Here is a 12,457-nt window from a genome sequence, read left to right as displayed (position 1 = left end):
CTTTAGTGCCGGGCTTGATTTACTGATTTGCGGCAGGCTGCGCACGACCTGTGCCGATTTGGCTCAGTAGGTCGGCAATACCGCCCCGCGTTCCTTCACTGCTTTCAACCAGCGCCCTGGCATGGGCCAGTGGTGCCAGGCCCACAGGGTCCTGAGCTGTCTCGCCGATCTGCGAGGTTACCGACGCAACGGGTCCGAAAGAGTCTGCAGCGTCTGTCCCGATTGCTTCGATTGCACCCAGGTTTTCAGAATGCCAGAAACCGCGGGCGGCAGCATCTGCCTCATCTTCAGCCAGAAGATATTCCCCCGCCCGTCCGTATTCTCCGTTACGCCACAGGGCCTGTGCGCGCATCCGGTTGGCTTCGGCTCCGTCAAGACCCATCAGCTCCACAAGGGCCCGGTGCGGTTTATCAAGATCCAAGGCTGCTTCGGCCATCAGCAGGCGGCGGGTTTCATCATCCGATTCCAACGCGAGTTTGGTCAGCAGCTCCTGGGCCTGGCTTGCAAAGCCAAGATTCAGCAGCCTGCGCGCCACCTGCGCCGCCACCGGCGCTGCCTCAGCCGGCGTGGCCTGTTTGGCAAACACCAGGGAATACTGAAGGAATGTCACGTCATCTGCACGCTCTGTCAGAAGCAGCATCAGCGGCTCCATCGCCTCGGCCCGCGCGATCGGCCCGTCCCTGTCTGACACGCTCTTCAGTTCCCCGAAGGCTTCGTGGAATTGCCCCATCAGCGCCAATGATGCGACAAGAGCGTGACGCAAATCCGCACCCAGTTCAGTTTCGCGGTTTTCCAGTTCATAAGAGGCAATCAGATCCGGCACATCCGGTGACAAAGCCTTACGTTCCTTGACGCTGAGCGCAACCAGGTCAATCAGTGCGGCAGGCGCGTTGCCAGTCCGCTCGGCGACTTCGCTGGTAAGCTCCTCCGCCATCGTTTCGGTATCGCCTTCCAGCTCAGCAATTGCGGCTTCAGCCAGGTTAATCTCGGGAACTTCCTCCACTCCGGTCCGGTCCACCGACCGCAGCACGGCCTCGGCAACGTGATGATTGCCGGCTTCTGCAAACATTTTGCTGACCCTCGGACCAAGATGCACCCTCAAGTGCACAGGAAGTTTGGAGAACGCCTGCTGAATGGCATCAGAGTTTGCGCTGCGCTTCACAGCACCATCGGCCAATGCCCCCCACAATGCGCTGTCGCCGTCACAGCGCTGCTGCCCGGAAAGCGCGTGGTTGACTGGCAAGGGGGTACCGTCCATCAGCTTTGCCAATGTCTCCAGCAATGCCGCTTCCGGACTATCCTGCTGCTCAGGCGGCAGGAACGTCATGATTGAACGGGCCTCAGCGCCAAAGCTAAAGTACAAGTAGAGCCGCGCAAGCGCCTGGACCGTTTCCGGATTCACATCATCAAATTCCCGAACCAGACCGCTGCGCAGCAGGGCTACCTGATCTGAAAACGGGCTGTCATCGCCCCAATTCTGAATGGCAACATCCCGGTCTTTCAGGCAATGCGACTGTTCGCCATTGTCATCCATCAAGGCGGCGATCAGCCCGGTTTCCCGGTCAATTGCAGAAGTAACGGAGATATGGTCCAGCGGATCAAGCGGCCTGCCAGTCCCGCCGAGCGGATCCAGCCCAGCAGAGGTTTCCGCGGACGGAACACCATCAAGCGTGACATTCAAAAGGCCTTGGTTGGCAGCTCTTCCAATTTGCTGCAGCAGCCGGCGTTCAGATTCGCCAACCGCAGCCGCGCGCTCAGATTCGTCCATATCGAGCAGCAAACCCGTCTCGGGTATACTGACTGGTGCTGCCTCTTCCGCGACGACCATGTCAGGTTCCGGAGCCGCTTCCTCCGCCCTGGTCAGACCGCCTAACAGCGGCAGTTCCAAATCCTTCAGGTCCGGCACGGACCCCTCGGCCACGGCAGAAGCGGAAGCTGCGCCCGCAGGCGGCGGACCCGCCTCTTCGCCCGGCCGCGCTGTTTGCGTGCGCTCCCGTTGTCCAGAAATCGCCGCTGCGAGTTCAAGCGCAAGACGCGCATCTGCTGCAGCCGGCTGGGAGAATCCAAAACGGTAGCCCGTTTCAGGAACCAGGGTCGTGAGCGGCAGAACGGATGCCGCTGAACTGAACTGCGGCTTCGCAGCTGGTTTGCCGCCGTCACGGATGTCGATTACCAGGTATCCATCCTTCTGAACGTAGGATGTAACGGTGCATTCGCATCCCAGCTGCAGGCGCAGTGGCTGGCCCGGACCGTTTTGCGCCAATGATTGCAGCCGGGTCCGGGGGATCAGGTTAAAGACGCGCGACGTATCAAAAACAGCTTCGGGCGCAGCAATGTTCACCGTTGCTGTCATACCGCTTTGTGTCAGCGACCAGTCTGCCCCGTTTGGAAGCCGCATCACAAGACGCGTGAACCCCTTGTGCTCGCCTGAGCGGGTCACGATTGTCTGCGCGTGGACAGCACCCGACGTCAGCAGAAAAGCTGCGGTGGCAAATGCTCGCCAGATCATGCTGCGTCCTGTTTCACCGATTTGAGGGCTTCTTCAAGTTCCGAAAAGCCTGGACGGAAGTGCGAGGGAGTGTTCTGGCGGCCGACCTCGATGCAGATGGCCGCGGCATGATTGTGCAAGTTGGCGACCAGCACTTCGCGGATCAGCTGGTAAAAGTGGGAATCCTCTTCGACCACGGCCTTCACCTTGCCCGCAAAAGGCGCAACCAGGCCGTAGGACAGGAAAACACCAAGGAACGTGCCAACCAGCGCGCCGCCAATCAGCTTGCCCAGTACTTCCGGCGGCTGGTCGATCGACCCCATGGTCTTGATCACACCCAGAACCGCCGCAACAATCCCAAGCGCGGGCAGACCATCAGCCATGGTCTGCAGCGCGTGGCTGGAGTGCAGCGCGTGATGGAGATTGGCCTCCATGCGCTTTTCCAGAACCTCCTCGACCTGATGCGGGTCATCATAGTTCATCGAAGCCGAGCGCATTGTGTCGCAAATCAGGTTCACTGCTTCCTTGTCACCCAGGATCTTGGGGTACTTGTTGAAAACAGAAGAGTTCTCCGGATCCTCGATATGCTGTTCCACTTCAACCGGATTGGCCCTCGCAATTCGGATCAGCGCGAACAGCAGGCAAAGAAGATCGCGGTAGTCATCCGGCTTCCACTTGGGGCCCTTGAACACCTTCCCAAGGTCCTTGAGCGTGTGCTTCACGCCGCCCATGTCATTGGCAATGAGGAAAGCACCGACCGCAGCCCCGCCGATCATCATCATTTCAAACGGCAGCGACTTCAGGATGATCGCCATCTTGCCGCCGGCCAGAAGGTATCCGCCGAACACCATGGCAAAGATCACCACAATGCCTACAATCCCGATCATAGGTCCACTCCGAATTCCGTTGGTTTTTATTAGTTTAGGCGAGTCTTCCTAAGGAAAGACTAAGCCGCCGCGCCCAAATTATTCCTTGGGCACGGATCCGTTACGTCCGGCCAGCACGACGCTGATCGTATAGGCTGCCTCGGGGCTGAGGCCTGCCATGATTCCCGCGGCTGCCTCCGGCTGCATGCGGGCCAGGAAACCCGCAGCAAAAGCCGGGTCCATTTCCTCGAACAATGCTGAGGCTTCCTTGGGTTTCATCTGTTCGTAAACCGTCGTCAGCCGGGACACATCTGCTTCAGTTGCCCCGTCAGCCAGCGCGAGGGTTGCGCGCAGCTTCTCTTCCGCCTGCTCCAACGCCGCCAGCTTCATATCAATCGCCTGATCAGCAATTTCCAGCGCCTTCATCCGGTCTTCGATCTCCGCCTCGCGGGCGGCCAAGACCTCTTCCCTCTGCTGAAATGCTGCCAGCATCGTCTGCAGCTCGGCCGATGTCGGCATCGCGTCGCGCTGCGGCTGCCCGTCATGCGCGGCACCTTCCTGGCCCGCCTCCTTGAGGCTCGCTACTTCACGTGCAATGGCAGGTCCGGCTTCAAGACCCAGCCGCACCACGGCAGAGCCCATCAGCAGCAGCGCCAGCATCATCAGAGTGCCGCTGCGCCGGAAGCGTTTGGTTTTCTTCGCCATCACGCCACCCGATTCTGGCTGCGGTTATGGCGCACAAACATCAAACCGGCAGACTTCGGTTCTTCCTGTGCCTCGGCAGCTGGCTGCGGGTCAGCCTCATAGGCTGCGGCCATTGCGGCGTCTTCGGCGGCGGGCTCCGCTGGCGCAGGGGCCGCAGCACCGGCCTCGGGTATGTCGTGCATCGAAGCCATCATCAGTTCCAGCCTCTGCGCCACAGATTCGGCCCGGCCGGTCAGCTGCTGCAGCGCCTTGCTGGACCCATCGGAAACCTGCTGTGCCGATTGCAGCGATTTGTTCAGGTCATCCACCTGTGCAGACAGAACGGCAACCGCTCCGCCAACACCTTTCTCCAGGTCATTGAACCGCTTCAGCCGGCGCGACAGCACCAGACAATAGAATCCGGCGCCCAACGCTCCGGCCGCAAGCAGGATATCAGCAATAATGTCCATCCTGTCCTCCTAGTTCAGTACGAAATCCATGATCAGCAGATCGCGCACCCGGCCCTGGCCGGTGGCAATATTGATCCGCCGCAGCATCTGCGCCCTCAGTTTCGGAAGAGCCATCGGATCTGACAGATCCTCCAGCTCCAATGCTCTCAGATAGCTGTTCAGGACATCGACAACCCGCGGGAGGACTCTTTCGACTTCAGCCTGGTGTGCCAGGCTGACCTCTAGTTGCGCGCGGAACCTGAGATGCTTCAAACCGCTGGCTTTGCGCAGGGTAATCAGAATCGGGTCCATTTCGATGAAGGCAAGATTGGCGATATCCATCGCCGTCTCACCTGTGTCCACGCCTTCTGGCGCCACTTCGGCCGCGTGCGCCGGTTCTGGCGCCGCTTTCTGACCAAAGGGAAGAAGGCCTGACTGTACGGCAAAGAATCCGCCGCCCGCGCCCGCCAGTGCAAGCACCACCCCAATGATCAGGGGCAATTTGCCTTTCTTGGCCGGGGCATCTGCTTCGATATCTACTGCAGCGTCTGTCATGGCTATCCCTAAAACGTCGTGCAGCTTCTTCATAACCTGCGAGGAACTAACCGAATGTTAAGGCCGATCCGTCAAAACGGTTGCATGCCGGAGAGAACGCCGGTGCGACGGAGGTTAATGTGCAGCAGATCAAGAATGTCTGGGCAGAAATGGACATGAGAAAGCGTCTGATTGCCGTGGGAGCCACGGTAATCATGATTCTCAGCGTCATCGCGATGTCCCATGTGGCAAGCAAGCCAACTATGACACTTCTCTATGCCGGGCTGGAAAGCGGCACGGCCGGGGATGTGGTGCGGGCGCTGGAACAGCGCGGCACCCAATTTGAAGTGCGCGGCGGCTCGATTTATGTGCCATCCACGCAACGCGATGAACTTCGTATGACACTGGCCAGCGAAGGCCTACCTGCCAATGGCGGTAAGGGATACGAACTCCTTGATTCGCTTAGTGGTTTCGGTACCACCTCACAAATGTTCGACGCAGCATACTGGCGTGCCAAGGAAGGCGAACTGGCCCGCACAATCGTCGCCAGCCCGCATGTGAGCCAGGCACGGGTGCATATAGCAAATACTGGGTCGAATCCGTTTCAGCGGACTGTTGAACCCACTGCTTCGGTCTCTATTGTGCCAATGGGATCCCCGATCACGCCCGCCCAGGCCAATGCGATCCGTTTCCTGGTATCATCCGCCGTTACCGGCCTGGCTGTGGATAACGTCGCGGTTATTGATGCCAATGGCGCGCTGATCGGCTCTGCCGATACAACTGCCGCAGCAGCTGCGGGCACTGACGACCGTTCGCAAACGATTCGGGAACGCGTGCTGCGGCTTGTCGAAGCCCGCGTGGGGCAGGGCAATGCCGTCGTCGAAGTGAGTGTGGAAACCATCACCGACACCGAATCGATCCGCGAGAAGCTGGTGGACCCGAAAAGCCGTGTTGCGGTCAGCACCGATGTCGAAGAGCGCGCTGATTCATCGACTAACCAGTCCGGCGAGGTCACAGTTGCGTCCAATATTCCTGACGGCGATGCAGCCTCTGGCCAAGGTTCCAAGGCAAACACCAGCGCCACCCGGGAGAGAATCAACTATGAAATCTCGGAAACTGAAAAAGAAATCCTTCGCGGCCCGGGCGCTATCAAACGCCTGACAGTTGCGGTCCTGATCAATGGCACTGCCGTTACAAACGAGGCAGGCGAAGCCGTTTTCCAGCCCCGCCCTGAAGAAGAACTGGCTGCAATGCGGGAGCTGATTTCCGCTGCGGTCGGCTTTGACGCAGACCGTGGAGACGTGATCACGCTCAAATCGATGGAATTGCCGGCAGTTGAACCGCAGGGCGTCGTGGCGACAGCTTCCTTTTTGGACAAACTGAACTTTGACGCCATGTCGCTGATTCAAATCGCGGCTCTCGCCATCGTCAGCCTGATTCTGGGCCTGTTCGTTGTGCGGCCAATCCTGTCGAACCAGGGTGGCTCGGCAACTGCGCTGCCAGCACCAGGTGGCGGGGCTGATGCGCTGCCTGGGCTTCCCGGAATGGGCGGCGACGGCTTCATGACCGCGCCTGACCTGGGTGCAGGGCTGGCTCTGGATGGCGAGATTGAAAACAACGAAACCGGACAGTTCGAGCCGCTAGGCGGCCTGCCTGAGATGGGCACCGGGGATATGATGGGCGCTATCGGCCTGCCCGCCATGGGCGGCAGCACGGGCGATCCCGTCGACCGGCTGCGCAGCCTGATCGGCGAACGTCAGGAAGAGACGGTTCAAATCCTGCGCGGCTGGCTGGAAGAGAGTAAGGAGCAGGCCTGATGACAATTGCACATTTGCTAGAAGACTTCGGTATGAAGACACCGGTGGAGCCTGCTCTGCCAGCAATTTCCGAGGAGCTCATCGAAGAACAGCGCCTGGCATCATTTGAGAACGGCTATAGTGCCGGCTGGGATGACGCGGTGACGGCCAAGGATCAGGAGAACACCCGGATCTCAGCAGAGCTTGCCAGCTCTCTTGAGGACCTGAATTTCACCTATCAGGAAGCGCAAAGCCAGCTGCTCGACTCACTGGATCCGATGTTCAAGGTTCTGACCAGTGCGGTTCTTCCGGATGCAATGGCCGCATCCTTCGGGCACCATATCGTCGACCAGCTGGCAAGCATGGCCAAGGGGCAGGCCGACCAGCCGATGCAAATCGTGGTTTCTCCAGGCGAGGGCGCTGCTGTGCGCAGTCTGCTGCCGGAGAAGTTTTCCGTGCCAGTGACAGTTCGGGAAGACAGCGTTCTGTCGCCGGGCCAAGCCTACCTGAGCGTGGGCAGCGCGGAGTGCGAAATCAACTGCGACGCCCTTCTCGAGTCCATCCAGGATTCGATCGAAGCCTTTACCTATCACGCAAATGAGGACAGCCACTATGGATGACGCGGCCGATCTGAACATGAAATCTGCCGATGCGAGCAACCCTTTCGTTTCGGTTCCAGTCGAAGTGCTCGTCTCAGTCGGCAAAGCCCGGCCATTGATCCGCGACCTGGTCAGCCTGGGTGAAAACGCCATTCTGACCTTGGACAAGAGAGTCGAAGACCCGGTGGACCTGTACGTCGGCGACCGCCTGGTTGCACGCGGCCAGCTGGAAGAACTGGAAGGCGACCAGGCAGGCCAGCTGGCCGTGCGCCTGACGGAAATTGCCGATCTGCAAAGCGGTTTGGGATGACACATACGACATTTGTGCGGGCGGCTCTGATCTCGGTGCTGCTGCTGACCCTGCCGCACACCGCCCTTGCTCAAGAATTGAGCCTCTCTCTGGCAGACGGGCAGTCGATATCCGCCCGTTCGATCCAGCTGATCCTGCTGATTACTGTGCTCAGCCTGGCCCCTGGGCTGCTGATCATGATTACCTGCTTCCCGTTCCTGGTGACGGTTCTTTCCATCCTCCGTCAGGGCATCGGGCTGCAGCAGGCGCCCCCCAATATGCTGATGATCAGCCTGGCGCTGTTTCTGACCTATTTCGTGATGGAACCGGTTTTCACAGAAGCCTGGTCCACTGGCATCAATCCGCTTCTGGAAGAGCGGCTCGAGCCCGGCGAAGCCATCACGCGCAGCTTGGAGCCGTTCCGGGCATTCATGGCCAACAGGCTGGACCCGGACACGTTTTATGCAATTGCTGATCTCAGACCCGAGACTCAGGGCCTGGACCCGGTGCCTGAGGCACCTTTGTCAGCCTTGGTGCCAAGCTTTCTGCTGTCGGAAATTGCCCGGGCCTTTCAAATCGGTTTCCTGGTGTTCCTGCCGTTCCTTGTGATTGATCTCGTCGTTGCCGCGATCCTGATGTCGATGGGGATGATGATGGTCCCTCCAGCAATCGTCTCCCTGCCCTTCAAACTGGCGTTCTTTGTTGTCGCTGATGGCTGGAGCCTGATCGCAACTGCACTGGTCCGCAGCTACTACCCCTGAACAGTTCGATCCAAGCTGAAGACGCCGGGCACATTGTGTGTCCGGCTTTTTTCTGCGGTAAAGCGATCTGCAAACAGTAGCAGAAAAGGAACCTGCTTTTGCCCGACTGCATTTGAACGCACATCCGGAAACACAGCCACAAACCCCTCTTGAAACAATACGTGCCGCTTCGGACATTCATCTTGGTTCGAAACCGCACATGTTGCCCAGCCAGGACGGCCAGTTTACGCAGCTCCCGTTGAACACACATGCCATCACAGGCAGATCCGGCTGCTAGTAAACCGATGAGAGAAAACCGGCCTTTGCTGAGCAGCTTTCTCTTCCAAAGCTGCGTCAGACGGCATCACCAGACAGCAAAATACCCGGCCCTTACAAGAAAGGCCGGGGCAAGCTTCCTAAGAAGACCAGGGTCAGCGGACCACAAACTCTGCGTGCAGCGCTCCCGCCGCCTTGAGGCTTTTTAGAATGTCGATCATGTCCCGCGGCGATACGCCCAGGGCATTCAGACCGGCGACAACTTCGGACAGCGACGTTGTTTCGGGAACTTCTGCCAGCTGAATTCCTTCCTCTTCCTCGATAGCGGCACCAGTGCGCGGCACGACAACTGTCTCACCATCAGAAAAGGGGTTGGGCTGCACAACCAGCGGCGTCTCCTCGATCCGTAAAGTCAGATTGCCTTGCGCCACGGCGACACGGGAAATCCGCACATCGCTGCCCATCACAATCGTGCCGGAGCGCTGATCGACAACGACGCGCGCCTTGCGCTGCGGCTCAACCAGGATGTTTTCGATCCGTCCCACCGCATGAGCGGTCGAGCGAGTATTGGTGCGGCGAATGTCGACTTCTACCGTGCCGGAATCGCGCATCAGAGCAACGTTGCCGCCAAATTCAGCATTAATTGCCCGCTCAATGCGGCCAGCGGTGGTGAAATCCGGTTCCCGCAGCGCCAGCCGCATGGAATTGAGCGAAGCAAGGTCAAAGTCGATTTCCCGTTCAACCCGGGCGCCCGAGGGGATTACCCCGGCAGTCGGCACCCCTTGGGTAACGACTGCGGCTTCACCTTCGGCGACTGCGCCGCCAGCCAGGATCGTTCCCTGGGAAACGGCGTAGATCTGCCCATCCGCCGCATTCAGCGGGGTCATGATCAGGGTGCCGCCCAGAAGGCTCTTGGAGTCGCCAATCGCAGACACTGTCACATCAATCGTGCTGCCGACACGCGCAAACGGCGGCAGTGTCGCAGTCACAAAGACCGCAGCAACATTCTTCGGCCGGAATTGCTCCCCGGTCACGTTGACGCCCAGACGTTCCAGGATGTTGGACATGATTTCTTCGGTGAAGGGTGAGTTGCGCAAACCGTCGCCGGTGCCATCCAGGCCAACAACCAGACCGTAGCCGACCAGGTCATTGCCGCGCACGCCATCAAATTCAACAAGATCCTTGAGCCGGATGGCATTGGCCTGGGCCACTGCAGGCAGCAGAAACAGGCATGCAATGAGAAGGCGGAGAATTCTGATCATGAGATGTACTTCAGCAGGGACAGCTGCGAGCTTCGCGCGGTGATTGTATAGATGCCTTCGAGCTGTGTCTGTGCTTCCTGCAACCGGGTGTAGGTTTCATACGGGTCGGCAGAGACCAAGTTGTTCTTGACGATGCTCAGGCTCGTTTTCGACGCTTCGTTGCGGGTGCTTATTGCATCCAGGCGGCCCTCGATGAAACCGACATCGGCTTGCACCTTGATCAGACGGTCTTCGCTTTCGGTCAGCTCGCTGCTGGCCTCGATCACCAGATCGATCTTAACATCTTCACTCAGGCCCAGGCTCGGCTCGTCTGCCAGCGCCGTGATGACATAACTCTGCAGTGTGTGTTTGAGGTTGGGATCTGTGGCCTGGATACCCAGAGAAACCTGTTCGCCCTCCCCCACAGTCACTGGCTGCAGCGCTGTTGCAGAACCATTGTACATGACGGTGTCAAAGCCTAACGGATCATCAAACCAGTCCTTGACCGCCTGAATGATGTCATTGGCTGTTGTCAGCCCCGACACTTCCGTCAGAATGGCGCTCATCAGCGTCCCGGAATTGTTGAGCGGTTTGGTATCTGTCGCTGTGCCGGCAAAGATAGTTCGGCCGCCGACAGAGGTGTTCATCATATTGATGGCGCTGGACATCCTTTGCCGGGCCTGGCTGCCAAACTGTTCAGCATTGTATTCATCCATCGCCGGAGACAGTGTCAGGATATCGTTGCGCATCGCCTGAACCTGGCCTTGAACCTTTTCAAGGCTGCCCTGGATAGTGGTGGCAAACAGTTGCACCTCGCTATTGGTGACCATGTAGCTGTCGAGCCGGTTCAAATTGCTCTCCAGATCCGCCAAATAGGTGAAGTCTCCCCCCAAGCGCTCAGTCAGATTCGAGGTTTTCCCCGTCGCGAACTCTTCGGAAAGAGTGGTGACGTTTTCCTTGAGATCCGCATTCCGGCCGCGGAGAAAGAGGTGCTGCGCCATATCGCCGTAAGAATTAATAATCATGCGTCAGATCCTCAGAAGCGTTTCCATAAGTTCATCAACAACGGAGATGACCCGGGCATTGGCGGCATAGTATTTTTCCACCAGCATCAGGTTCTGCAGCTCGGCATCGGTATCGACACCGAGCGCAAGCTCCGCCTGGCTCAGCTCATTGAAGCTGGTGGCCGCAAAGGCCGAGCCGCGTGAAGCTGTTTCATTGTCTTGCGCGAAACGCGACAACAGGTTCGCGCTTAGGGTGCTTGCTGTCAGGTCCGATGTCCCAAGACCAACCGAGGACACCGTGCGGGTGGTGTTCAGCGCGTCGGAATAGGCCTGCAGCAGGCTCGAATCGCCAGGGTCGCCCGGGGTGGCGGCATAAAGCCCGTCGCGGAACCGCCATGTCTCTGCGCTGCCCGTCAGAGACACCAGGTCGTTCAACTCGATCCGGTTGGAAATACCGACGGTGTTGGAAGGATCAAAAAAGCCGCCATCGTCGGTAAAGATACCTGCATCGGTCACCCCGATCGTGCCGTCCAAGGCCGGGTCCTGGAAGCGTTCGATCAGATCCCGTGCCATGGCATCCAGATCTTCCTGGGCTTCCACCGCGGTCACATCCCGGATTTCGAACTGCGCGGTCAAAGTGCCGCCCCGCAGCGGGCCGCCGGGGCTTGTGTCAATGACCCTTCCATCGACCTCAAGCCCGGACAGCATGCCATTGCCAAGCGTCATGTGTGGCATGATATCCCGCGACGGGTTAAAGCTCAGCTCAGACGCCTTGCCATCCAGCAGCCGCACGCCGCCCGTTGAATAGAGCGTCACCTGCCCATTGTCGCGCCGGACCACATTGACCGGAATGATCTTGTTCACCTGGTCGATCAGCTGGTCCCGCTGGTCATGCATGGAGACGGCATCCATGCCGCCAGCTTCCACAACCATGATACGCGCATTCAGCTTCTCGATTTCCTTCAGCGCCTGGTTCACGGTGTCGACCTGGCTGTTAATTGCACTGTCCGCGTTGATCCGCAGGTCCCGCAGTCCTTCCGCCGTTCGGGAAATTGAATCCGCCAGTGTCTCCGCCTTGACCGACAGATCATTAAGCCGGGGCTGCGAGTCCGGGCGGGAAACAACCTCAATCAGAGAAGATTCAAATTCCGACAGCTGGGACGCCAGCGACATCTCGTCGTCAACGGTGCCGACCAGATCTGACATCCGGCCGAAGAAATCGGCCTGAACCTTGGCCGCGCCGTATTCAGCCTCGGCCACCCTGCGGTTGGAAATCACAATCGGGTCGTTCAAGCGCTGGACATTGCCAATCCGGACCCCGGGAACGCCCGCGCCCGGGCTGTTCAGATCCAGGACCCGGCGCGTGTAGCCTGGCGTCAGAGCGTTGGCGAGGTTCTCTGAAACGATCTGCGAGGACCGGCTGGCCGCAGACAGACCGCTCATCGCGCTGTTAAGGGCGGAATAGATTGACATTTTCAGCCTGCTTTCATG

12 protein-coding genes are annotated in these 12,457 nt (G+C 59.0%); 4 read left to right on the top strand and 8 right to left on the bottom strand.

All coding sequences use genetic code 11. From position 1 onward, the window contains the following. Positions 1-19: 19 nt before the first annotated feature. The 5 genes from K3725_RS19055 to fliL all read right to left on the bottom strand — a co-directional run bounded on the left by K3725_RS19055 (position 20) and on the right by fliL (position 5,042). On the bottom strand, positions 20-2,509 hold the full coding sequence (locus K3725_RS19055; protein ID WP_260016804.1) for a hypothetical protein: 2,490 nt from the start codon (positions 2,507-2,509) through the stop codon (positions 20-22). After that, positions 2,506-3,375: a flagellar motor stator protein MotA gene (gene motA, locus K3725_RS19050; RefSeq protein WP_260016803.1), complete on the bottom strand. Its 870-nt coding sequence runs from the start codon at positions 3,373-3,375 to the stop codon at positions 2,506-2,508. The genes K3725_RS19055 and motA overlap by 4 nt, the downstream gene beginning before the upstream one ends. Positions 3,376-3,453: 78 nt before the next feature. Next, the gene (locus K3725_RS19045; protein WP_260016802.1) at positions 3,454-4,059 is read right to left on the bottom strand and encodes a MotE family protein; all 606 of its coding nucleotides are present in this window, start codon (positions 4,057-4,059) and stop codon (positions 3,454-3,456) included. Then, entirely contained in the window at positions 4,059-4,508 is a 450-nt protein-coding gene (locus K3725_RS19040) for a hypothetical protein (protein ID WP_260016801.1), read from the bottom strand. Before K3725_RS19040 ends, K3725_RS19045 begins: the two co-directional genes overlap by 1 nt. Positions 4,509-4,517: 9 nt before the next feature. Next, on the bottom strand, positions 4,518-5,042 hold the full coding sequence (gene fliL, locus K3725_RS19035) for a flagellar basal body-associated protein FliL (protein ID WP_260018640.1): 525 nt from the start codon (positions 5,040-5,042) through the stop codon (positions 4,518-4,520). 119 nt (positions 5,043-5,161) lie between these two features. On the opposite strand from fliL, the gene fliF reads away from it, so the two are divergent. From fliF to fliP, 4 genes are read left to right on the top strand one after another with little or no spacing between them, the layout of a single operon-like run. Next, on the top strand, positions 5,162-6,838 hold the full coding sequence (gene fliF / locus K3725_RS19030) for a flagellar basal-body MS-ring/collar protein FliF (protein WP_260016800.1): 1,677 nt from the start codon (positions 5,162-5,164) through the stop codon (positions 6,836-6,838). Next, positions 6,838-7,437: an ABC transporter ATP-binding protein gene (locus tag K3725_RS19025; protein ID WP_260016799.1), complete on the top strand. Its 600-nt coding sequence runs from the start codon at positions 6,838-6,840 to the stop codon at positions 7,435-7,437. Before fliF ends, K3725_RS19025 begins: the two co-directional genes overlap by 1 nt. After that, the gene (locus tag K3725_RS19020) at positions 7,430-7,726 is read left to right on the top strand and encodes a FliM/FliN family flagellar motor C-terminal domain-containing protein (protein WP_260016798.1); all 297 of its coding nucleotides are present in this window, start codon (positions 7,430-7,432) and stop codon (positions 7,724-7,726) included. Before K3725_RS19025 ends, K3725_RS19020 begins: the two co-directional genes overlap by 8 nt. Next, entirely contained in the window at positions 7,723-8,466 is a 744-nt protein-coding gene (gene fliP, locus K3725_RS19015) for a flagellar type III secretion system pore protein FliP (protein ID WP_260016797.1), read from the top strand. Before K3725_RS19020 ends, fliP begins: the two co-directional genes overlap by 4 nt. Before the next feature lie 410 nt (positions 8,467-8,876). Here the strand turns inward: fliP and K3725_RS19010 are convergent, their stop codons facing one another. Genes K3725_RS19010 through flgK form a run of 3 tightly spaced genes read right to left on the bottom strand, consistent with a single transcriptional unit; the run spans position 8,877 to position 12,439 of the window. Continuing rightward, positions 8,877-9,983: a flagellar basal body P-ring protein FlgI gene (locus tag K3725_RS19010; protein ID WP_260016796.1), complete on the bottom strand. Its 1,107-nt coding sequence runs from the start codon at positions 9,981-9,983 to the stop codon at positions 8,877-8,879. After that, positions 9,980-10,987 (bottom strand): flagellin, encoded by a 1,008-nt coding sequence (locus K3725_RS19005; RefSeq protein WP_260016795.1) that lies wholly within the window; start codon positions 10,985-10,987, stop codon positions 9,980-9,982. The genes K3725_RS19010 and K3725_RS19005 overlap by 4 nt, the downstream gene beginning before the upstream one ends. 3 nt (positions 10,988-10,990) lie before the next feature. Further along, positions 10,991-12,439, bottom strand: a complete 1,449-nt coding sequence (gene flgK, locus K3725_RS19000; protein ID WP_260016794.1) for a flagellar hook-associated protein FlgK — start codon at positions 12,437-12,439, stop codon at positions 10,991-10,993. Positions 12,440-12,457 lie beyond the last annotated feature (18 nt).

The organism is Leisingera sp. S132, assembly GCF_025144465.1.
Lineage (GTDB): Bacteria > Pseudomonadota > Alphaproteobacteria > Rhodobacterales > Rhodobacteraceae > Leisingera.
Note: the sequence above shows the minus strand (reverse complement) of the source record. Positions and strands in the feature narration are given on the sequence as shown.